This is a genomic window from Peptoniphilus sp., assembly GCF_050943655.1.
In the GTDB taxonomy this organism is placed as follows: Bacteria; Bacillota; Clostridia; order Tissierellales; family Peptoniphilaceae; genus Peptoniphilus_A.
Genome location: NZ_JBMNPQ010000026.1, coordinates 1 through 20891, shown reverse-complemented (window position 1 = coordinate 20891; position 20891 = coordinate 1). Strand labels below are relative to the sequence as shown.

The 20891-nt window shown below is 35.3% G+C and carries 24 protein-coding genes and 1 riboswitch; of the genes, 6 read left to right on the top strand and 18 right to left on the bottom strand.

Annotated features, from left to right (window positions below):
* Positions 1-376 precede the first annotated feature (376 nt).
* The 13 genes from bcp to pyrB all read right to left on the bottom strand — a co-directional run bounded on the left by bcp (position 377) and on the right by pyrB (position 12880).
* Positions 377-832 (bottom strand): thioredoxin-dependent thiol peroxidase, encoded by a 456-nt coding sequence (bcp, locus tag ACOX6R_RS04020; RefSeq protein WP_433447481.1) that lies wholly within the window; start codon positions 830-832, stop codon positions 377-379.
* 69 nt (positions 833-901) lie between these two features.
* Entirely contained in the window at positions 902-2698 is a 1797-nt protein-coding gene (locus ACOX6R_RS04015; RefSeq protein ID WP_433447479.1) for a homoserine O-acetyltransferase/O-succinyltransferase family protein, read from the bottom strand.
* An 11-nt stretch (positions 2699-2709) separates the two neighbouring features.
* Positions 2710-3987: an O-acetylhomoserine aminocarboxypropyltransferase/cysteine synthase family protein gene (locus tag ACOX6R_RS04010; RefSeq protein WP_433447478.1), complete on the bottom strand. Its 1278-nt coding sequence runs from the start codon at positions 3985-3987 to the stop codon at positions 2710-2712.
* 405 nt (positions 3988-4392) lie between these two features.
* A complete protein-coding gene (locus ACOX6R_RS04005) occupies positions 4393-5325 on the bottom strand; it encodes a magnesium transporter CorA family protein (RefSeq protein WP_433447476.1) in 933 nt (310 codons plus the stop codon).
* Position 5326: 1 nt separating this feature from the next.
* Positions 5327-5776 (bottom strand): nucleoside 2-deoxyribosyltransferase, encoded by a 450-nt coding sequence (locus ACOX6R_RS04000; RefSeq protein WP_433447474.1) that lies wholly within the window; start codon positions 5774-5776, stop codon positions 5327-5329.
* 20 nt (positions 5777-5796) lie between these two features.
* On the bottom strand, positions 5797-7059 hold the full coding sequence (locus tag ACOX6R_RS03995) for a serine dehydratase subunit alpha family protein (protein WP_433447472.1): 1263 nt from the start codon (positions 7057-7059) through the stop codon (positions 5797-5799).
* A 346-nt stretch (positions 7060-7405) separates the two neighbouring features.
* Positions 7406-8587 (bottom strand): pyridoxal phosphate-dependent aminotransferase, encoded by a 1182-nt coding sequence (locus tag ACOX6R_RS03990; RefSeq protein WP_433447470.1) that lies wholly within the window; start codon positions 8585-8587, stop codon positions 7406-7408.
* Between the two features lie 193 nt (positions 8588-8780).
* Positions 8781-9341, bottom strand: a complete 561-nt coding sequence (locus tag ACOX6R_RS03985; RefSeq protein WP_433447468.1) for a chromate transporter — start codon at positions 9339-9341, stop codon at positions 8781-8783.
* Positions 9341-9868 carry a chromate transporter gene (locus tag ACOX6R_RS03980; RefSeq protein ID WP_433447466.1) on the bottom strand — a complete coding sequence of 176 codons (528 nt, stop codon included), beginning with the start codon at positions 9866-9868 and terminating at the stop codon, positions 9341-9343. The genes ACOX6R_RS03985 and ACOX6R_RS03980 overlap by 1 nt, the downstream gene beginning before the upstream one ends.
* A 71-nt stretch (positions 9869-9939) precedes the next feature.
* A complete protein-coding gene (locus ACOX6R_RS03975) occupies positions 9940-10845 on the bottom strand; it encodes a dihydroorotate dehydrogenase (RefSeq protein WP_433447464.1) in 906 nt (301 codons plus the stop codon).
* The gene (locus tag ACOX6R_RS03970; protein WP_433447462.1) at positions 10835-11536 is read right to left on the bottom strand and encodes a dihydroorotate dehydrogenase electron transfer subunit; all 702 of its coding nucleotides are present in this window, start codon (positions 11534-11536) and stop codon (positions 10835-10837) included. Before ACOX6R_RS03970 ends, ACOX6R_RS03975 begins: the two co-directional genes overlap by 11 nt.
* A 1-nt stretch (position 11537) precedes the next feature.
* Entirely contained in the window at positions 11538-11969 is a 432-nt protein-coding gene (locus tag ACOX6R_RS03965; protein WP_433447460.1) for an aspartate carbamoyltransferase regulatory subunit, read from the bottom strand.
* Positions 11969-12880: an aspartate carbamoyltransferase gene (gene pyrB / locus ACOX6R_RS03960; protein ID WP_433447458.1), complete on the bottom strand. Its 912-nt coding sequence runs from the start codon at positions 12878-12880 to the stop codon at positions 11969-11971. The genes ACOX6R_RS03965 and pyrB overlap by 1 nt, the downstream gene beginning before the upstream one ends.
* 127 nt (positions 12881-13007) lie before the next feature.
* Here pyrB and ACOX6R_RS03955 point away from each other — a divergent pair, with 127 nt between their 5' ends.
* The 6 genes from ACOX6R_RS03955 to ACOX6R_RS03930 all read left to right on the top strand — a co-directional run bounded on the left by ACOX6R_RS03955 (position 13008) and on the right by ACOX6R_RS03930 (position 17884).
* Positions 13008-13547, top strand: coding sequence for a guanylate kinase (locus tag ACOX6R_RS03955; RefSeq protein WP_433447456.1), 540 nt, complete (start codon positions 13008-13010; stop codon positions 13545-13547).
* Between the two features lie 87 nt (positions 13548-13634).
* A riboswitch (FMN riboswitch) is annotated at positions 13635-13746 on the top strand.
* 54 nt (positions 13747-13800) lie between these two features.
* Positions 13801-14910, top strand: a complete 1110-nt coding sequence (gene ribD, locus ACOX6R_RS03950) for a bifunctional diaminohydroxyphosphoribosylaminopyrimidine deaminase/5-amino-6-(5-phosphoribosylamino)uracil reductase RibD (protein WP_433447454.1) — start codon at positions 13801-13803, stop codon at positions 14908-14910.
* A gap of 4 nt (positions 14911-14914) precedes the next feature.
* Positions 14915-15550, top strand: coding sequence for a riboflavin synthase (gene ribE, locus ACOX6R_RS03945; RefSeq protein WP_433447483.1), 636 nt, complete (start codon positions 14915-14917; stop codon positions 15548-15550).
* Between the two features lie 10 nt (positions 15551-15560).
* The gene (locus ACOX6R_RS03940) at positions 15561-16766 is read left to right on the top strand and encodes a bifunctional 3,4-dihydroxy-2-butanone-4-phosphate synthase/GTP cyclohydrolase II (protein WP_433447452.1); all 1206 of its coding nucleotides are present in this window, start codon (positions 15561-15563) and stop codon (positions 16764-16766) included.
* A 10-nt stretch (positions 16767-16776) separates the two neighbouring features.
* Positions 16777-17244, top strand: a complete 468-nt coding sequence (ribH, locus tag ACOX6R_RS03935; RefSeq protein ID WP_433447450.1) for a 6,7-dimethyl-8-ribityllumazine synthase — start codon at positions 16777-16779, stop codon at positions 17242-17244.
* Positions 17237-17884: an HAD family hydrolase gene (locus ACOX6R_RS03930; RefSeq protein WP_433447448.1), complete on the top strand. Its 648-nt coding sequence runs from the start codon at positions 17237-17239 to the stop codon at positions 17882-17884. The genes ribH and ACOX6R_RS03930 overlap by 8 nt, the downstream gene beginning before the upstream one ends.
* A gap of 108 nt (positions 17885-17992) precedes the next feature.
* On the opposite strand, the gene ACOX6R_RS03925 is transcribed toward ACOX6R_RS03930, so the two are convergent.
* The 5 genes from ACOX6R_RS03925 to ACOX6R_RS03905 all read right to left on the bottom strand — a co-directional run.
* The gene (locus tag ACOX6R_RS03925; protein WP_433447446.1) at positions 17993-18769 is read right to left on the bottom strand and encodes a PepSY domain-containing protein; all 777 of its coding nucleotides are present in this window, start codon (positions 18767-18769) and stop codon (positions 17993-17995) included.
* A 17-nt stretch (positions 18770-18786) separates the two neighbouring features.
* Positions 18787-19026, bottom strand: coding sequence for a hypothetical protein (locus tag ACOX6R_RS03920; protein WP_433447444.1), 240 nt, complete (start codon positions 19024-19026; stop codon positions 18787-18789).
* 13 nt (positions 19027-19039) lie between these two features.
* The gene (locus ACOX6R_RS03915; protein WP_433447442.1) at positions 19040-19297 is read right to left on the bottom strand and encodes a hypothetical protein; all 258 of its coding nucleotides are present in this window, start codon (positions 19295-19297) and stop codon (positions 19040-19042) included.
* A gap of 78 nt (positions 19298-19375) precedes the next feature.
* Positions 19376-20212, bottom strand: coding sequence for a 3-hydroxybutyryl-CoA dehydrogenase (locus ACOX6R_RS03910; RefSeq protein WP_433447440.1), 837 nt, complete (start codon positions 20210-20212; stop codon positions 19376-19378).
* A gap of 11 nt (positions 20213-20223) precedes the next feature.
* Positions 20224-20891: enoyl-CoA hydratase-related protein (locus ACOX6R_RS03905; protein ID WP_433447438.1), on the bottom strand; the 668-nt coding region annotated here is incomplete at its 5' end.

Genomic DNA, 20891 nt, shown 5'->3' with positions numbered 1-20891 from the left:
ACTTTAGGGTACTTTTTCATGCTTATTTTTATTCAGTTTTATCAATATCATTCCTTATATTTTCTTTGTTTCACCTCTTGACTTTTAATAGTTAGTCTTTCTTTTATTTTATCACATTATCATAGGAAAATGTTTCTATAGTTAGTTTTTAAAAATTTTTTGCATAAAAAAACAAAACTCTAAAGAAATCTTATCCTATGGAAGAAATTGTAGAAAGTTCAACTTGAAATAAACGCATAAAAATCACACTGTTTGAGCTAAAGCGAGTTTGTGATTTTCAGATTTATGAAAGTATGAAATTTCCAATTTCTGTAATGAGATAAGATTTCTTGAGCTTTGTAAAAAGTCTATAAGTTAAATTATAGAGTCCACACTATTATTCTATTTCTCCCAACATATCCTGTGGATTTTCTTTTGCCTTAACTTTTCCAAAGGCCTTTACAATAGTTCCTTCCTCATCAATCAAATAAGTTGAACGGACAATTCCCATAGTTGTCTTGCCACCGGATTTCTTTTCCTTCCAAACATCATAAGCCTTAATTGCCTCAAGGTCCGGGTCAGAAATTAGCGTAAAAGGAAGGGAGTTTTTCTCCTTAAATCTCTTGTGTGACTCCACACTGTCCTTGCTAACTCCAAGAACCACTGCACCCTTTTCTTCGAACTGTGGATATAAATCTCTAAATCCACAAGCTTGGTTTGTACAACCTGGCGTGCTGTCCTTTGGATAAAAATATAAAATTACCTTTTTACCTTTAAATTCATCAAGTGTTCTTACATCTCCATTCTCATCTTTAAGAGAGAAATTTGGAGCTTTTGTTCCTACTTCTAACATTTCGTCACCTCATTTATTTTATATCTACCCCATAAGTTAAATATTAATAATGGCGTCTCTTTCTAAACGTCAATCGCAAATTTCTGTTCCCTTAAACTTTGGATTATTGGTGTTTAAGACTTTTATTTTTATATTTTTATCCCTAACAGGTTTAATCGCATCCCTTTGATAAACTCCTGCTCCAGCCTTTATTATTTCGTCAAGTTCATCATAAGTTAGATGAGAAAAACTCTTTGCCTTAGAGTTTTTATTTGGATCATCACTCATCACTCCGTCGACGTCAGTCCAATTTTCATAGACCTCGGAATTAAGAGCAGAAGCAACAATTGAACCTGTAAAGTCAGATCCGCCTCTTTCAAAGGTTTTAATGTTTCCCTTATCATCAGATCCATAAAAGCCTGGAATCACAACTTTCTTGCCCTTTTCAATATTTTTTCTAATTAGCTCGGCACTTTTTTTGGTGTCAAGTTCTCCCGAACTTTTAAACTTAATCAAATCCCCTGCATCAACAAAATCGTAATCGAGATAAAGTGACATTAACTTTGCGTTTAAAAATTCTCCTCTGCTCACGATAAAGTCCCTCGAATTTGAAATTTTTATTTCATCAAATGTCTTTCTAAGTTCATCCTTAAAATCATCTTCAACTTCGAGATCCAAGGCAATATCTTCAAATCTCTTTTTAACTTTTTCTAAAGAATTATTTATATTTTTAGACTTGACACTTACTTCTTTTTCCAATTTTTTTATTATGAGTTCAAGTTCTTTTATTTCACTTTTTAGTTTTGAAATTTCAATCAAATCATCTGTAACTTTAATATCTTCTGCACTTCTCTTGCCGGGAGCCGATACCACAATTACGTCGCTATCCTCTTTAGAATTTATTATCTCCTTAACTTTCGAAAATTTATAAGCATCGCTTAGTGATGAGCCTCCAAACTTAGACACTTTTTTCTTTTGAATGTCTTTTAAATAAAATGGTGTCTCTTGGTACACGCAGTAATTTAGCCAGTTTGAGAAAAATAAATTGCCAGCCGACCTCCAACGCACTCGAATTTCCTTTTGTGGATCGTCGTCAACATAATAATTTTTTGGAATATTTATCTTAAGTCCCTTAGATAAATCCCTCAAGTATTCTTTTTCCAATGTGTCATTGTCGTACTCCCAGTGCCCAAAGGAGAAAATAAATCTGTTGTCCTTTGTAGCAGCAAGTGCAACGCCCGTCTCATCACTATACGCCAATAGGTCAATGTCTTTTATTTTTTTCACATCATTAGGCTTCACCAAGCTGTGTCTTGAGTGAGGAACATAAAAATAATCGTCAAAGCCCTTTAAAATTTTGTTGTCCCTTTGCACATTAAATTCATACACTCCAAAAATCTTCTCACGAGTTACATGACTCTTAATGCCGTAGTAATAGTAAAGGGCAGCCTGTGCCGACCAGCAGATAAACATTGTCGAGAACACATTTGTCTTTGCAAAGTCCAAAATATTTTTTAGCTCGTCCCAATACTTTATATCTTCATAGGGCAAAGTTTCAACAGGAGCTCCCGTCACAATCATGGCGTCATATTTATTATTTTTGATTTCATCATAAGTTTTATAAAATTTTTCAAGATGTTTCTTTGACGTGTTTTTTCCTTCGTAAGAATTCATCCTTATGAGGTCAATTTTAATTTGAAGAGCTGAGTTTGTAAGCATCCTTAGAATCTGCACTTCAGTCTCTTCCTTTTTCGGCATAAGGTTTACTATTGCAATTCTTATAGGCCTTATGTCCTGTGAATTTGCCCTGTCCTCTTCCATAGTAAAAATTTTCTCTTGTCTTAAAACTTCATCACCAATTAGATTTTTGGGTATTATTAATGGCATTTTCTTCTCCTTTAAATCTCTTTAAAAGCTTCTTCCAAATCTTTTATAATGTCGTCTGCATCTTCAATTCCAACTGAAAGTCTAACCATATTTGGCAAAATTCCGCTTTCAAGTTGCGCTTCTTTGCTAAGCTGTCTGTGAGTCATGCTCGCTGGGTGAAGAGCGTGGCTTCTCGTGTCTGCAACGTGAACCACAAGGCTAACTAGATTTAAGCTGTTAATCCACTTCTTAGTCTCATCTATTCCGCCCTTAACTCCAAAGGAAATAACTCCGCTTGCACCTTTCTTTAAATATTTTTTTGCAAGTTCGTAGGAGTCTGAACTTTCAAGCAGTGGATAGTGAACCCACTCCACTTTTCCATGGCCTTCCAAAAACTTCGCAACCTTTAGAGCATTTTCTGAGTGCCTTTTCATTCTAAGTGCCAAAGTCTCTGTTCCAACATTCATTAGAAATGCGTTAAATGGGCTTAGAGTCGTTCCAAAATCTCTTAAAAATACGGCGCGAGTCTTTGTGATATATGCCTTCTCCTTAAAAGTCTTTGTGTAACTCAAGCCGTGATAATTTGGATCTTCATCAGTAAGACACGAAAACTTTCCGCTCGTCCAATCAAAGTTCCCACTGTCGACAATTATTCCGCCAACGCTCGTTGCGTGACCATCAATATATTTTGTAGCAGAGTGAACAACGATGTCTGCTCCATATTCAAAGGGCCTTGCGAGATAAGGCGTTGCAAAAGTGTTGTCAACTATTAGTGGAATATTATTTTTGTGAGCAACTTCTGCCGCCCTTTCAATGTCCAAAACTTCAACTCCGGGATTTCCTATTGTCTCGCCAAAAATAAGTTTTGTGTCATCATCTATTGCATCTTCTAATTTTTGAAAATCATTTAGCGGCACAAACTTCGTCTTTATTCCAAACTTTTCAAGAGTTGATCCAAGAAGAGTGTAAGTTCCGCCATAAATATTATTTAGAGCTACGATATTTTCCCCAGCTTTTGTAATCGTAAGGACTGATAAAAGAGTTGCCGCTTGTCCAGAAGAAGTTACAACTGCACCGACTCCACCCTCAAGGCGCGCAATCTTTTCTTCAAGAGATGCCACAGTTGGATTAGAAATTCTTGAATACATGTGACCGTCCTTTGCCAAATCAAAAAGTGCCGCCACTTCATCAGCATCGTCATATTTAAAAGTAGTTGACTGAACTATTGGAACAATTCGCGGCTCGCCATTTTTTGGTTCGTAACCAGCTTGCACACATAAACTATCTAAACTCAAATCATTAAATTTCATTATCTTAAACCTCCTGAAAATAAAAATGAAAATAAAAAAACTCCCGTCCCCTAAAGGACGAGAGTGCTCGTGTTACCACCTTAATTTATTCCTATCTCGCGATAAGAACCTCTTCAGGTACAATCATACCCTATCTCTGTAACGGGAGAACCCGTAAATGTCTAACTATCGACATTTCCCAGCCAAAAGACCATGTTCCCAATTTCGAAATCCACTTCTCTCACCAAACGAAGCTCTCTGTACTCATTCTAGAAAGGTACTCTTCTTTCCAACGGTTTTTTATATTGTTTAGTATTATAATATATTGTTTGCAAAAAAGTCAAGGATTTTTATATAATAAATTTTAGCATATAGATTGAGAGACTTTTCGTGAAACAAATATTAAACTTTAGTCATTTTAAAAAATTATAAATAGTCGCGCCTTTTCAAAATAATTAATGTGATAATTCCAACTACCAAACAAAGTAAAAGAAGTATCCAAAATGCGTGGGGAATGTTCTCCCAAGGTAGCCTTACGTTCATGCCCCATATCCCTCCCACAATTGTCGGTATTGTCATTAAGATTGTCACTGATGTGAGTGTCTTCATGACCTCGTTAAGGTTGTTGTTTATTACATTTGTGTAGAGTTCTGATAATTTATCTAGCATGACAGTCGATCTTTCTACCATGACGCGCGCCTGTTTATTTTCCACCTGCAAGTCGCGAAGTAGATCATCTCTATTTTCGGACTCCTCTAAATATCCCATCTCAAAGATACTCTCTATTACCGGCGCATTTTCTCTTATGGACATTTGAAAAATTGTGAGGCTCTTTTGAAGAGCAATTATTTTCTCCAAGTGATAAGTCCTTGTCGACCTCTTCGTCTGAGACTCGAGCTCGTCGATTTCTTTATCTAAAATTTTCACATAGTCGATGTATGCTTTTGAAATTTCCCAAGCCATCTCCAAGACGAAGTTTTCAATTTCGTCAATATTGTCCACCTTGTGGGACTTGTTTGATTTTAAATTTTCAAATACATCGGACTTTTCGTTATATATTGTGATTACTTTTTCTTTTGCCACGATTATCGCTATAGGCCTTGTGATGTAGTCCTTGTTTGATAATCTAATGGGATAGCTCAATATAAAAAGGTTGGGCCTATCATCTTCTAAACCCTCAGTTCTCGGAAGTTCATAGGGGTCGTTGACATCAAAGATATAATCCTTTGGAAGGTTAAAATCAGATAGTAAAAACTTGAGTTCATCTTCTGTTGGATTAATTATTTCGAGCCAAGTGTAGTCGTCCTCGTTCTCTACCGGAACAAAATTTTTTGATTCTAAAATATATTTGTTGTACATTTTACATCTCTTCTAATTTTTTCTCCAAAATATCGCAGGCTTCTTCAAAACTCTTTGCAAGTTCTCCGTTTGTTAAGATTGCTCCAAGCACAAAGTGGTTCATCCCAACTGTCGGCACGTCGTATTTGTTTGATGATGTAAGTCTTATGTCTGAATTTATGCCGATAATTATTTTTGTGTCAGTGTATAGAGCCATCCCAAGCTCTGCTGCAACTCCTGAGTCTTCCTTGGACAAGTCGCATATGAAAATATCACAGTCTTCTACGGCTTTCTTGTCGCCTTCGTAGATTTCTTCTGGTGTCGGAAGCGACTCCTTATTTTCGTTAAAAGGCTCATCTATTGGATTATAAATCTCAAGCTGTGGGAATCTCTTTCGAAGAATTTCACCCTCTAACTTCCTTTGGTTTACTTCCGCCTCGTTAAAGAGAGCCCCCGCTAAATATAATTTCATCTTTCTCCCCTATCTAAAAATTAAAATTCGTCTAAATAACTTCTGTTCTCTATCATCTCAGATAAAATAACTTCATCTGTCTTCTTCATACCATATTTTGCAATATTTGACACAACTTGAAGCGTATCTTCAATATTTGGCTTTACAATACCGTCTCCTGGCGCAAAAGTGTTGCCTGATTTTGCCTGTTCGTAAGATAAAAAGGCATTTCTAAGGCTCGATGCAATCTTTGATGCACAAGATGCCTTCGCTCCGTCACAAATTATTCCAGAGTTTGTCGCAAGTGTGTTTACAAGTGTTCCCTCGATTACTTCTTTTGATGCTCCGTCTAAATATGCGATTCCACAAACTGCTCCACCTGATGCAGAAACTGCTCCGCAGTATGCTGAAAGTTTTCCAATTCCCTGCTTCATGTATAGAGCAACTAAATTTGCGCACACAAGTGCCCTGTAAAGTTTTTCGTCTCCAATATTTTTATCTCTTGCATACAATATTACAGGAATTGAAACAGTAATTCCTTGGTTGCCACTTCCAGAATTTATAACAACAGGTCTATCTGATCCACCCATTCTTGCATCTGATGCAGCTGATGCATAAGCGACTAATTTTTCTGTATAAAGTGCATCTGCATTTTTATTTATTAGCTTTCCGATGTTTGCACCATAGTCGTTTTTTAGACCTTCTTCTGCGATTTCCATATTGTATTTTATTTGTTTATCTAGAATTTCTTTTAGTCTATTTATGTCACAATTATCTGCGAAGTCCAAAATCTTATCAATGGAGAAGTCCACTGTACTTTTCTCTTCTTCAACAGAATCTTTTTTGAACAAAACTTCTTCATTCTTTTCTATAAATACAATATTAGTGTGTCCGCCTTCGATTATTACTTTTGAATAATCTTCGCCACTTTTTGCAATTATTTCGATGTATAAATTTGCAACTCCACGCACTAAATTTGTCTCGAGTATTCCTTCTTCAATTTTTTTATCCATATCAGATAATTTAGTCTTGTCCACATCTTCAAGCACTTCAAGTTTTTTGTCCGCATTTCCCAAAAATGCACCTGCTACAACAGAGATTGGAATTCCCTTTCTTCCGTCTGTGCCAGGAACTTTTACAGAGTTTGCATTCTTTATAATATTTGGGGATAAGTTAGCTATAATTTTCTCAGGTTTAACTCCTAAAGTCTTTGCTGCAACCGCTGATGCATAAGCGATGGCAATTGGCTCTGTGCAGCCATAAGCAGGCACAAGCTCCTGCTCTAAATATTCATAATAATTCAAAATTATTCCTCCTGCGATTTATAAAATGTCTTTTTTATTCTAATAATAGAATATCATAAATATTTAAGTTTTTATAATTAAATTTTTGCACAAAAAAACCAACCCTACAAGAGTTGGTCAGACTGATGACAAGTAATAAAGCTCTAAAGAAATCTTATCCTATGGAAGAAATTGTAGAAATTACAACTTGAAATAAATCGCCCGAAAAACGCACTGTCTGAGCAAAAGCGAGTTTGCGTTTTTCAGATTTATGAAAGTATGAAATTGTGAGTTTCTGTAATGAGATAAGATTTCTTGAGCTTTGTCTACAAGTTCACCAAACCTATAAGAGTTGGTCATTAAAATTTTATTTGTTTTTAAAGTGTTTGCAAGCCTCTTCTATTATGTCGAGACCCTTTTTAATATCTTCCATGCTGCTTGCGTAAGAAAGTCTTACAAAGCCCTCTCCAGCACTTCCAAATACTGTACCAGGAACTATTGCAACTCCCTTTTCATCAAGCAAGTATTCACAGAATTCTTCACAAGAAACTCCAAGTTCCTTCATGTTTATGAAGGCGTAGAATGCTCCCTCTGGTTTGTGAAGAGATAATCCGTCAATACTATTTACTCTATCGTAGATGTAGTCCCTTCTTCTTTCGTACTCTGCTACCATTTTTTCAACGTCGCTATCTGCCTCTTTTAGTGCAGTGATTCCTGCGTGTTGAACAAAAGATGTTGCGCAGGATGTGTTGTGTTGGTGAACTTTATTTGCCTCTTTAATAAAATCAACGGGCGCAGCAATGTATGCAAGTCTAAATCCAGTCATTGAGTAGCTCTTAGAAAATCCGTCGATTAAAATTGTTCTCTCTTTCATTCCTGGAAGTGATGCAAAAGAAACATGTTTATAGTGATCGAAGATGATGTCCTTATAAATTTCATCTACGATTATTAAAATATCTTTTCTTTCTGCAAACTCTGCCAACTTTTCAAGAGTTTCTCTTTTAAAAACTGATCCGATTGGGTTTGATGGATTTATCACTACCATTGCCTTAGTTTTTTCTGTAACCAAACCTTCAAGCTCATCAAAATCTATTTGGAAGTCATTTTCTTCTGCCAATGTGTAGAACTTTGGCTCAGCTCCCATTATATAAGTTGCGTTGATGTAGTTTGCCCAACATGGATTTGGAAGAAGAATTTCGTCGCCATAATCTAATAGAAGCTCGTACACGTCAAAGATGGACTCACTCGCACCTGCTGTTATTAAAATTTCATCCGGACTGTAATCTAAATCATGATTTTTATTTATTTTTTCTGCAATTGCCTCTCTAAGTTCAAGTATTCCATAATTTGATGTGTAGAACACATCTCCGTTTTGAATACTCTTTATAGTTGCATCTTTAATAACTTCTGGCGTTTGAAAGTCAGGTCTTCCCAGCTCAAAGTGATAAATCTTTTTGCCTTCGCGTTCCATAACGATTGTCTTCTCGTTAATTTTTCTAATTCCTGACGGTTTCACGTTGTGCAATCTGTTGGATAGAAATTTTTTCATCTAAAGTCCCCCTAAATTAGTAAATATTTATTTTTTTAAACCTCCAGGCCTCTGTGCATGAGGGTTTAATAATTTTTCCGCATTTAAACATTAATTTAATCTATTATAAACCAAAAGTATTGCGATTTAAATTAATTTTTAATATTTAGCATTTTTAAGCACTAAATATCCGTTTTGTATGTAACAAAACTTTTTATAATTTTAAAACTACTCCCAAAACCGCACCTGCTGCAATAAAAACAAGTGGATGAATTTTTTTAAACTTCATCATCAAGTATAAAAATACTGCAAAAATTGCAATCTCTATTGGCTTAAATATATCGATAATGTTTCCTGTCATTTTAAATTTATCCACATTTAGAAGAGTCAAAACAATTACTTGAAACATTGCGCCAAGAATTAGTCCCGCTGTTGAAGGACGAAGTGTCGCAAACATGTCCTTTACGATTTTTGAACTCTTAAACCTATCCATTGCCCTACAAATTAATAAAATTATAATTATCGCAGGAATTATTAAAGAAATTGTTGCAAGTACTCCCCCAACAAGTCCATAAGCTTTATATCCTGCATAAGTTGCGCAGTTTATCCCTATTGCACCAGGAGTCGATTCAGATACTGCAATCATGTCGAGGAGTTCCTTTTGAGTAAACCATCCATAATGCTCAGACATATCTTGCAAAAATGGTATAGTGGCCATGCCGCCTCCCACTGCAAATAGTCCCGTCTTTAAAAATTCTATAATTAATCTAATCATTATTTTCTCCCCATTAATATTCCAAATACTGCAACTATAATTACGACAATAACTGGAGATAAACTTAAAAATGCAATTGCAATAAATGTTAGAATAAAGATCATCAAGTTAACCTTTGTGTCCACTTTGTCCTTTGCCATCTTTATAACTGCGTTTAGTACTAATGCGCACACAGCAACTCTTATGCCCGAGAAGGCGTATTGAATCCATACAATATGTGAAAATTCTTGAAGAAAGTTTGCAATTATTGTGATTATAATGATTGAAGGCGTAATAAATCCAAGAGATGCGACAATTGCCCCGATGTTTCCCTTCTGAGAATATCCGCAAAATGTCGAAGTGTTTACGGCAATTATGCCTGGAGTTGCCTGTCCAATTGCATAATAGTCTAAAATTTCTTCCTTAGTTGCCCACTTTTTGTTCTCCACAACTTCTCTTTCCAAAAGCGGAAGCATTGCATAGCCTCCACCAAAGGTGAAGAGACCTAGTTTAAAAAAAGTGAGATATAAGTCTAATAAAATATTCATCTTTCACCCTCCATTTAATAAAAAAGTAGTAGAAACATCTACTACTTCTTCATTATATTTTAAATTGAAATTTATACAAGTTTTTTTACATAATCGGCAACAGTTTTATTTTTTGACTCTAGGAATTTTTCTAAATCTTCTATGATTTCCTTTGGCCCCTCTGGATTCATGAAGTTATATGTTCCAACTTGAACAGCAGTTGCTCCTGCCATTAAAAATTCAAGCACATCTCTATAATTTGTAATTCCGCCCATGCCGATTATTGGAATATTTACATTTTTTGCAACTTGATTTACCATCCTTAGTGCAATTGGTTTAACAGCAGGTCCTGACAGTCCTGCATAAGTATTGTCAAAAACAACTTCTTCTCTGTCAACATCAATTGCCATTCCAAGAATTGTGTTTATTAAAGAAATTCCAGTGGCGCCTTCTGCCTCAACTGCCTTTGCGATTCCAACTAAGTCGCCTGCATTTGGAGATAATTTTACAAAAACTTTTTTGTTAGTCTTTGCCATAACTTTTTTCACAACATTTGCAGCAGAGTCTTTTTCCATTCCAAAGGCCATGCCGCCCTCTTTTACATTGGGACAAGATATATTAAGTTCAATTGCATCAAAGTCGTAGTCGTTTAAAATTTCAACAGATTCAACATATTCTTCAACAGTATTTCCACCAAGGTTTACAAATACTTTTGTTCCAAGTTCATTCATGTCGTGAAGTTTTTCTTTTACAAATTCTTCAACACCTGGGTTTTCAAGTCCTATTGAATTTAAAATTCCTGAAGGAGTCTCCCAAATTCTTATTCCAGTGTTGCCTGGTTTTGGAAATCTCGTGATGCCCTTTGAAGAAATTCCGCCGAGTATTTCTGGTGAATAATAATTTTTAAATTCTTCGCCAAATCCATAAGTTCCACTTGCCATTATGATTGGGTTTTTAAGTTCGATTCCTGCTAAATCAGTTTTAAGTCTAGTATCCAATTAACTCTTCCCCCTTAAAAATAGGTCCCTCTTTGCAAGATCTCTTTCTGCCCTTTGTAGTCTCGCATGTGCAAGATAGGCATGCTCCCACTCCGCATCCCATTCTCTTTTCTAGGGACACATAAGTTTTTGAGTCATGCACCTTTGCAAGTTCAACAACCTTTTTCATCATAATTTCCGGTCCACAAGTGTAGATTAATTCGTGATTTTCAAAGTCCACAATGTCTGTGATGTAGCCGCCCTTTTTTACGATTAAATTTACTGACACATCAAAAAACGCGTTTTCAAGTTCAAGTTCCTCTTGCTCGCCAATGTATAGAGTAAGATCTGCATCAGGTTTTAGTTTTCTAATCTCTTTAATTAAATAGTGAAAAGGCGCAACTCCAACTCCGCCACCAACCATGGCAAGTTCGTCCACATTTGGATAAAACATATTGCCGTATGGGCCGTAGAGTTTTATGTCATCTCCCGGCACAAGTTTTTCCAAAATTTCTGTGCCAAGTCCCCTTTTCTCGATTAAAAAGTCAACTCCATCAGTTACATCGTAAACTGAAACTGGTCTTGAAAGAGTTGGGTAATTGTCCCAAGCTCTTAACATAAAAAATTGTCCCGGATAAACTTTAGTCTTTAAATCTGTCCTCAAGATAAAATAATCTTTGCAGACTTTTTTATTTTCTAAAATTTTTGACATATTATTCCTCGTATGTTGTCACAGTGTCGCAATACTCACATCTGTATTCTTTTTTGTCCTTGTTGTATAGATAAAATTTGTGAGACTTTATGCTTCTTTCTGAGTTAGAAATGCATCTTGGGTTTTTGCAGTGCAAAACTCCCTCAACAACTTCTGGCATCTCCATTTTAAATTTTTTAACTCTCTCGCCATCTCTTACAAAGTTTACTGTTGTGTATGGAGCAATTAGTCCAAGAACAGTAAAGTCAAGGTCATAATCAGTTTCGATTTTTATTAAATCTTTTTTGCCCATTTTTGAAGAGTCAATATTTTGCATCATTACAACTGTATCTTGAACTTCATCAAGGCGAAGTGCCTTGTATAAAATTTGAGCAGTGCCTGCTTCTATGTGATCAAGTACAATTCCTCTTTTGATTTTTGAAACATTTATCATTATTTTTGAACCCCCAATAAATACATAATAAGTGCCATTCTTCCATACATTCCAAACTTAGCTTGTTCAAAGTAAACAGCTCTTTTATCATCGTCAACATCTGTTGAAATTTCATTTACCCTTGGAAGTGGGTGAAGTACAATTGCATCTTCTTTTGCGTTTTTCATCTTTTCTTCAGTTAAGATATAAGTGTCTTTAAGTCTTTCGTACTCATCTGCTGATACGAATCTTTCTCTTTGAACACGAGACATATATAAAACATCGAGCTTTGGCATTGCTTCCATTAAGTCGCGAGTTTCATAATAATTTTCTGGATCGATGAAGTTTTTGAAAGGCTCTGGCATTTTTAATTCATCAGGAGAAATGAAAACAAATTTTACATTTTCATATCTGTTTAGTGCTCTTACAAGTGAGTGAATAGTTCTGCCGAATTTTAAGTCGCCACATACTCCAACAGTTAAGTTGTCAAAGCCACCTTTGTAATATCTAATTGTAATAAGGTCTGCAAGAGTTTGAGTTGGGTGGAAGTGTCCTCCGTCTCCTGCATTTATTATTGGCATAGTCTTCATTGCCTTTGAACAAAGTAGCGCAGCACCTTCTTTTGGGTGACGCATTGCACAAATGTCTGCGTAGTTTTCAACAGTTCTTAAAGTGTCTACTAAAGTTTCTCCCTTTGCAGTTGAACTAACTCCCGCATCAGAAAAACCAATTACTCCTCCTCCAAGTCTTAACATTGCTGTCTCAAAAGATAGACGAGTCCTTGTTGAAGGCTCAAAAAAAAGACTAGCTAATAATTTATTCTTACAAACGTCTGAAAAGTCATCGGGGTTTGCAATAATATCATCAACTAGTCTAAATATTTCTTCGTATTCTTCTGTGGTAAAATCTAATGGCTCAATTAAATGTTTCATTTTCTCCTCCATTTTTAATTATTAGAATTATAATAATACAAAAAAATTAATTTGTAAAGGTCGACTTTTGATAAAAACATTGTTATAATACTAAAAAGTTTTAATTTGATGAGTAAAGGAGTTGTCTATGATTTATTTAATAGTGGGCCATTCAGGTTCGGGGAAAAGCACGATTGCAAACGCACTGACAAATATTGGAATAAAAAAAATAATCACTTACACAACTAGACCTCATCGTCCAAGTGAAATTAATGGAGTGGATTATAATTTTATTTCACTGGAAGAATTTAGAGAATTAGACGAAAATAATAAATTTATCGGAACTACAAAATACGTAGATAATTACTACTCAACGCTCAAAAAAGATTTAGATGAGTGTTACAACAAGGACCGCGACTGCGTAATCGTCGTTGATAAAAAAGGCGTCGAGGCAATAAAAAAAGAATATCCAAACTCAGTTTGCATATATCTTGAGTGTTCAAAAAAAGTTTTGAAAAATCGAATGATTAGTAGAAACGACGAAGCTCACACGATTAGAAAGAGACTTCGCCACCTTGAGGACTTGGAAAAAGTCTCTGACTTTAAAGTAAATGGCAACAAAGATGTGGACTCAGTCTATGAAGATGTTGTCACAATTATCAGAAAAACAAAAAATGATTTTGAATAAATATTTTAAAAAACAATTTTTCTATCTAGTATTACTGTTGACAAATAATTTATTATTGTTATCATAGAATTATAAGTTAATAAATTTTTATGTCTTCGGGGCGGGGCGCAATTCCCCACCGGCGGTAAAGTCCGCGAGCGAAAGCTGAATTGGTGCAATTCCAATACCGACAGTATAGTCTGGATGAAAGAAGAAGTTTTTTATATTTAATTTTGGGAGCCTTGAACGGGCTCCTTTTTTTATAGGAGAAGTTATGTATTTTAGTTACGATGATGATTACTATATGCAAAAGGCCATAGATCTCGCCAAAAAAGGCATGGGATATACTATGGCAAACCCACTTGTTGGATGCGTAATAGTAAAGGATGACAAGATAATTGGAGAAGGTTATCACGAAAAATTTGGAAAGTCTCACGCAGAAGTTAATGCAATAAACGATGCAAAAAGTCGCGGTGAAGATTTAGAGGGCGCAACACTTTATGTAAATCTCGAGCCATGCTCTCACTACGGCAAGACTCCACCCTGTGCCAACAGGATTGTAGAAGAAAAAATTAAAAGAGTTGTAATAGGAACAGAGGATCCCTTCGAAAAAGTTGCCGGCCGCGGTGTAAAAATCCTAAGAGATGCTGGAATTGAAGTCGAAGAATATGTAATGGAAGATGAATGTTTAAATTTAAACGAGAGATTTTTCGCATACATTGAAAACAAAAGGCCCTTTGTAGTATTAAAGAGTGCAATGTCTCTTGATGGCAAAATTGCAACCAAAACTGGCGAGTCAAAGTGGATTACATCGGAGATGTCAAGAAATCTCTCCCACGAACTTCGCGGCAAGCTCGATGCAATTATGGTTGGCATAAACACTGTAATAGCTGATGACCCATCTCTTAATGTACGCCATGGAAATTTTAGACACGACCCAATAAGAGTTGTCGTCGACTCAAAGCTTAGGATTCCACTTGATAGAAAAATTTTATCAGAAGAGCTCCCATCTTTTACAATAATTGCAACGACAAAAAATTATGACGAAGAAAAATTTGAAACTTTAAGTTCAAAAGAAAATGTAAAAATAATTGTTGCAGAAGAAAAAGACGGCCAAGTTGATTTAAAGGACCTGCTAGAGAAGCTAATGGAATTTAATATTTCATCAATCCTACTTGAAGGCGGCGGAATTTTAAATGCGTCAATGTTAAAGGAAAATTTAGTGGATAAGTTCTATCTGTTCCTCGCCCCAAAAATTATTGGGTCTGACGGCAGAAGTGCAATAGCAAGCATGGACATAAAGAGCCTAAAAGATGCTGTAGAAATTGAAATAACTAAGGTAGAAAAACTATCAGGCGACATTTTAATTACAGGAAGGATCTGATCTTATCTTTACAGGAATAATTGAAGAGCTGGGCAAATTAGAAAGCATAAAAAAATCAAAAGACCTCTACACTTTAAATATTTCTTGCCACAAAGTCTTGGAAGGGACAAAGCTTGGCGACTCCATTGCAACAAATGGTGTCTGCCTAACTGTAACAAACTTGGGAGATGGTTTTTTTGAAGCTGAGGCAATGCTTGAGACCATAAATAACACGACTTTTAAAGAATTAAAATCAAAAGATTTATTAAATCTCGAAAGAGCACTAAGCCCAAATAAAAGGCTCGACGGTCACATTGTCCAGGGACATGTGGACGGAGTTGGCAAAATTATAAATATAATAAATAATAATAACGAAATTGTATACAAAATATCAGCAGATGAAGATTTATTAAAGTACGTCGTAAACAAAGGCTCAGTTGCCCTTGATGGCATAAGCCTTACAGTATCAGATGTGGACAAAAACTCCCTTGAAGTTTCTATTATCCCCACAACAATAAGAGAGACGAATTTAAAAGACAAAAGAGTTGGAGATTTAATTAACATCGAGACGGACATCATCGGCAGATATGTTTATAAATTTTTAAATAAAGAAGAAGAGTCTGGCATAAGTCTAGAATTTTTAAAAAATAGCGGATTTTAAGGAGTAAAAAATGAAAGTAAATACGATAGAAGAAGTTGCAGAAGCACTTAAAAACGGAGAAATTATAATCGTAACAGATCATCCCGACAGAGAAAACGAGGGCGACTTTATAATGGCGGCAGAATTTGCAACTGGCGAAAAAATAAATCAAATGGCAAGCCTTGCAAAAGGTCTAATCTGCATGCCCATGTCAAAAGAGTATGCAGAAAAACTTGACCTCCCACAAATGGTCGTAGAAAACACAGATAATCACGAGACAGCTTTTACAGTTTCAGTAGACCACGTGGACACAACTACTGGAATTTCAGCTTATGAGAGAGCTCTTACTGCAGTAAAACTTACAGAGGATGACGCAAAGCCAGAGGACTTTAGAAGGCCTGGCCACATGTTTCCCCTTGTTGCAAAAAAAGACGGTATCTTCGTAAGAGCAGGACACACTGAGGCGACTGTGGATTTATTAAAAATTGCAGGCCTAAAGGAAGTTGGAATCTGCTGCGAAATTATGGCAGATGACGGTCACATGATGCGCGGAGAAGAAATATTTGAACTTGCACAAAAGTTAAATATGAAAATAACTACGACAGAAGAACTTCTTCTATATAGAAAGAGACACGAAAAAATCGTTGAAAAAGTTGCAAGTGCAAAACTTCCAACAAAGTTTGGCGAATTTATGGCTCACGCCTACATCGACACAGTCACTGGTGAACATCACATTGCCCTTGTTAAGGGTGAAATTGGAGACGGCATGGACGTTTTAACAAGAGTTCACTCTGAATGTTTAACTGGCGACTGCTTCGGATCTTCACGCTGCGACTGTGGCAATCAGCTTCACCTTGCAATGAGAAAAATCGACGAAGAGGGACGTGGAATTTTATTATACATGCGTCAAGAGGGCCGTGGAATTGGTCTTGTAAATAAAATTAAGGCCTATGCACTACAAGATGAGGGGATGGATACAGTTGAGGCAAACCTAGCACTAGGCTTTCCAGAAGATGCAAGGGACTATGCAACTGGCGCACAAATTTTGCAAGACTTGGGAGTTAAAGAACTAAGGCTACTTACAAATAATCCCGACAAAATTTATTCGCTTAAAGAATTTGGAATGAAGATAAAAGAGAGAGTGCCAATTGAAATTCACTCAACTGTGCACGACGAATTTTATCTAAGAACAAAAGCTGAAAAAATGAACCACTTACTAACAGAATTTGAAAAATAAGGAGATAGAAATGAAAATTTATAACGCAAACTTAAACTCTGATGAAAAAAAATATGCAATCGTGCTCGCTCGTTTTAACGAGTTCATCGTGTCAAAACTCTTGGACGGATGCCTTGACGGACTAAAAAGACATGGAGCAAAAGACGACGAGATTGAAGTTTTTTGGGTTCCTGGATCTTTTGAAATACCACTAACTTGCAAGGCACTTGCAAAGACTAATAAATACGACGCAGTAATTGCACTTGGCGCTGTGATAAGGGGCGCAACAACTCACTACGAGCTTGTTTCAGCAGAAGTTGCAAAGGGAATTGCAGCATCATCACTTGACACAGGCGTGCCAATAATCTTTGGCGTAATCACAACAGAAAATATTGAACAGGCCATCGAAAGAGCCGGCACAAAGATGGGCAACAAAGGCTTTGACGCAGCAGTAACAGCAATCGAAATGGCAAATCTTTTGGGTGAAATACGTGAATAATATTAAGAGCATAATTTTTGACTTTGATGGAACTCTTCACGACACTATGGAGATTTATTATCCCGCATTTAAAAAGGGAATCAATCATCTTAAAAAGCACGGCATAGCAGAAGAATATGAAGTCACTCGAGAAAATATTTCAACATTTCTCGGCGAAAAACCATCTTACGCCTATGATTTAATTGCAAAAGATGCACCAGATGAACTAAAGCTTGAGACTCAAAAGCTAGTTGGCTTTGAAATGGAAAAATATATGGAGGACGGAACAGGAAGGCTTTATCCAAACACTGTAGAAGTTTTGGACAAACTCTGCAAAAAGTATGATCTCTATATCCTTTCAAATGCGAGAGACATTTATCTAGATAAGGCGCTTAAAGTTTATAAAATCGAAAAATATTTTAGAAGAGCCTACGCTGCTGAGAGCTTCGACTATATTCCAAAGGATAAAATTTTAGAAAAAATAATTCCAAATATGGAGCCTGATGTGATATTTGTTGGCGACAGATTCCACGACATAAACGCTGCAGTATCAAATAATATAAAGAGCATCTTCTGCACTTATGGCTTTGGAAAAATCCATGAAGGCGACAAGGCCAATTACAAAATAGATAGCATTGAAGAAATTTTAAAAATATTATAAACAATAAGCATAAAAAAGGTATCAGCAATTATTCTTGTTCTAGGACTATATAGTAAGTCCTGCTAAAGAATTTTCTGATACCTTTTTATTTTTAAATTTTGCTAAATTTTAATAGGAATCACTGGCGACAATATCTCCAGTCATCGCATCGACAAAAATAATATCATCATAAAAATTAATTTCATAAGTGAGTCTAAAATCTTTTTCTTTATTTACTCTCTCGCCCTCGAGATAATCATTTGGGCCAATTACTCTAAGCGTATACTTAATTTTTTCTCTATCTACTTTAGAAATTTTTCCCTTAAAATATTTTATTGCTATATCTACTGCCTCATCTCCTGAAATTTTTGGTGCATCTTTTATTTTAAAGTCTTCAATTAAATTAAATAAAATGACCTTATCAGATTTATTGTCAAAGACTATTCTTATTTGGTTATAGGGATTTAAAATTCCTGCTGGATTTTCTGGATAAAAAGAATACATTTTGTAATCGAGAGCATAATTATTTATCTCAAGATTTTTGTAAGACTTTGGAATATATTTATCTCTAATAAATTTAACATAACCTTCAGTTGGATATTTTCCGTCCAGACTTTTTTCAAAATCCACTGAAGAGATATAATCAACCTTCACAATATCTTTCTCGTCATTAAATAAAATGTCTCCATTTTTTGAAGTTAAAATTAAATCATCGCCACTTCTAGTCTTACTATAAACTTTAAACAACTCTTCTTTATCTTCTATTTCCAGGCTTTCTAAATTAAAATCATTTATGATGTATATAATTTTATTATAATCTATAGCTTCTTCATGCTTACACGAAGTTAAAGAAAAACTTAACAAAATAATTAAAATGAATTTTATAAATTTTAAGTTATTTTTCAATCAATCACCTAAGTAAGTTAAATAAATTTAAAAATAATATTTAATGCTAAGAAAATTTGAAGTACATACATTGCTAGCACAAATTTATCAAATTTTCTTGGAAATCCCGCAATCCAAGTTATGATATAAAGGGAGAAAATATAATAATACACTCTCATGTCTCGTGCTGTGTAGCTAAAGCGAAATTCTGCAAATAATATTGCCACCATGACAAATGCGGTAAGTAAATATATATAGATTTTTTCTCTTTTTGTCATTATTAGCCCTCCATTAAAAATTAGAAACGGCAAAGGCAATTGCCATTAGTATTGTGAGTACATGATAAATATTGCTTTTCTTGTTTGTTTCTTTACTTTCTTCAAAAAATCTCTTGATAACATATATAGTGTTATAAACTAATAAAATTATAACTAAATTGTTGGGGCTAAAGAAATCTTTTTTAATTATCATGAGTATCATTAAAATAATTCCAACAACTATCGACGCGTTCACAATCTTAATTTTGTTTTCATCTGTCAAATTTTTCAAAATGTCACCTCTAATGTCTCTATGTAAAAAGAGGAAGACCTTAAAGTCTTCCCCCTAAAATCATTTTTAAATTTTTTATTAATATTTGTAGAATCCTTCGCCAGTTTTTCTACCTAGTAGTCCAGCTCTTACCATTTTCTTTAGTAATACATGTGGTCTATATTTTGGATCTCCGAATTCATTAAATAGTACTTCCATGATTGCAAGTACAACATCAAGTCCGATTAAGTCTCCAAGAGCTAGAGGTCCCATTGGGTGGTTTGCGCCAAGTTGCATTGCTGTGTCAATGTCTTCAGCTGATGCAATTCCTTCTGCATAAATTCCAATAGCTTCGTTAATCATTGGAATAAGAATTCTATTTACTACGAAACCTGGTGCTTCTTCAACTTCAACTGGAGTTTTTCCAATTTCTTTTGAAAGTTCTACTATCATGTCTTTAACTTTTGGATCAGTTTTCTTTCCAGAGATAACTTCTACAAGCTTCATTACTGGAACTGGATTAAAGAAGTGCATTCCAATAACCTTTTCTGGTCTTTTTGTTGCTGAACCAATATCTGTAATAGATAATGATGAAGTATTAGATGCAAGAACTGTTTTTTCTTCGCAAACTTCGCAAAGTTCTGTAAAGATTGCTTTTTTAATTTTTGGATTTTCTGTTGCTGCTTCGATGATTAAATCGCAGTCCTTTACGTCTTCAATATCAGAAGAAGTTGTTAGGTTAGAGATGGCTTTGTCCATTTCTTTCTGAGTCATTCTTCCTTTTGATACGTTCTTTTCATATCCTTTTTTAATTTTTTCCATTGCTTGTACTAAAGCTTCTGGTGCAATATCTCTAACAATTACTTTATGATAAGGTGCAAGTACTTGTGCAATTCCTGCTCCCATAGTACCTGAACCAACTACGGCTATTTTCATTTTTATCCCTCTTATTCTCCAATAAATTTAGGTCTGTTTTTGTCTAAGAAAGCTTTCATGCCTTCTTTTTGGTCATTTGTTGCAAAGCATAGTCCAAAGTGAGTCTTCTCAATTTGCATTGCTGTGTCAATGTCAGTTTGAGAACCGTTTATTATAGATTGTTTTGCGTACTCAACAGCTTTTGGTGCTTTTGATACAATTTGCTCAGCCATTTCAATTGCTTTGTCAATCAATTCGTCAGGTTCGTACACATGGTTAACTAGTTTAATTTCTAGGGCTTTATTTGCATCAATCATTTCAGTTGTATAAATAAGTTCTTTTGCAAATCCTGGTCCAATTGTTCTTGCAAGTCTTTGAGTTCCACCAAATCCTGGTGTGATTCCAAGACCTACTTCTGGCTGTCCAAATTTTGCTTTTGTAGATGCAAGTCTAATATCACAAGCTACAGATATTTCGCATCCGCCACCAAGAGCAAATCCATTTACTGCTGCGATTACTGGCACTCTACATTTTTCGATTTCCATAAATGTATCCATTCCAAGTTTTGCAAAGTCATAAGCTTCACTTGCTGTGAAGTTTGCCATCTCTGCAATGTCGGCACCAGCTACAAATGATTTGCCAGCACCTGTTACGATGATACATCTTATGTCATCTTCTATGTGAGAGAAAAATTTGTGAA

Bases quoted from the DNA above. Each gene is read 5' to 3' on its own strand.
- ACOX6R_RS04000 (WP_433447474.1), bottom strand. From the start codon at position 5,776: ATGAAATTATATTTAGCGGGGGCTCTCTTTAACGAGGCGGAAGTAAAC.
- ribH (WP_433447450.1), top strand. From the start codon at position 16,777: ATGAAAATTTATAACGCAAACTTAAACTCTGATGAAAAAAAATATGCA.
- ACOX6R_RS03955 (WP_433447456.1), top strand. From the start codon at position 13,008: ATGATTTATTTAATAGTGGGCCATTCAGGTTCGGGGAAAAGCACGATT.
- ACOX6R_RS03910 (WP_433447440.1), bottom strand. From the start codon at position 20,212: ATGAAAATAGCCGTAGTTGGTTCAGGTACTATGGGAGCAGGAATTGCA.
- ACOX6R_RS03990 (WP_433447470.1), bottom strand. From the start codon at position 8,587: ATGAAAAAATTTCTATCCAACAGATTGCACAACGTGAAACCGTCAGGA.
- ACOX6R_RS03970 (WP_433447462.1), bottom strand. From the start codon at position 11,536: ATGTCAAAAATTTTAGAAAATAAAAAAGTCTGCAAAGATTATTTTATC.
- ACOX6R_RS03985 (WP_433447468.1), bottom strand. From the start codon at position 9,341: ATGATTAGATTAATTATAGAATTTTTAAAGACGGGACTATTTGCAGTG.
- ACOX6R_RS04005 (WP_433447476.1), bottom strand. From the start codon at position 5,325: ATGTACAACAAATATATTTTAGAATCAAAAAATTTTGTTCCGGTAGAG.
- ACOX6R_RS04015 (WP_433447479.1), bottom strand. From the start codon at position 2,698: ATGCCATTAATAATACCCAAAAATCTAATTGGTGATGAAGTTTTAAGA.
- bcp (WP_433447481.1), bottom strand. From the start codon at position 832: ATGTTAGAAGTAGGAACAAAAGCTCCAAATTTCTCTCTTAAAGATGAG.
- ACOX6R_RS03940 (WP_433447452.1), top strand. From the start codon at position 15,561: ATGAAAGTAAATACGATAGAAGAAGTTGCAGAAGCACTTAAAAACGGA.
- ACOX6R_RS03920 (WP_433447444.1), bottom strand. From the start codon at position 19,026: ATGACAAAAAGAGAAAAAATCTATATATATTTACTTACCGCATTTGTC.
- ACOX6R_RS03980 (WP_433447466.1), bottom strand. From the start codon at position 9,868: ATGAATATTTTATTAGACTTATATCTCACTTTTTTTAAACTAGGTCTC.
- ribD (WP_433447454.1), top strand. From the start codon at position 13,801: ATGTATTTTAGTTACGATGATGATTACTATATGCAAAAGGCCATAGAT.
- ACOX6R_RS04010 (WP_433447478.1), bottom strand. From the start codon at position 3,987: ATGAAATTTAATGATTTGAGTTTAGATAGTTTATGTGTGCAAGCTGGT.
- ACOX6R_RS03965 (WP_433447460.1), bottom strand. From the start codon at position 11,969: ATGATAAATGTTTCAAAAATCAAAAGAGGAATTGTACTTGATCACATA.
- pyrB (WP_433447458.1), bottom strand. From the start codon at position 12,880: ATGAAACATTTAATTGAGCCATTAGATTTTACCACAGAAGAATACGAA.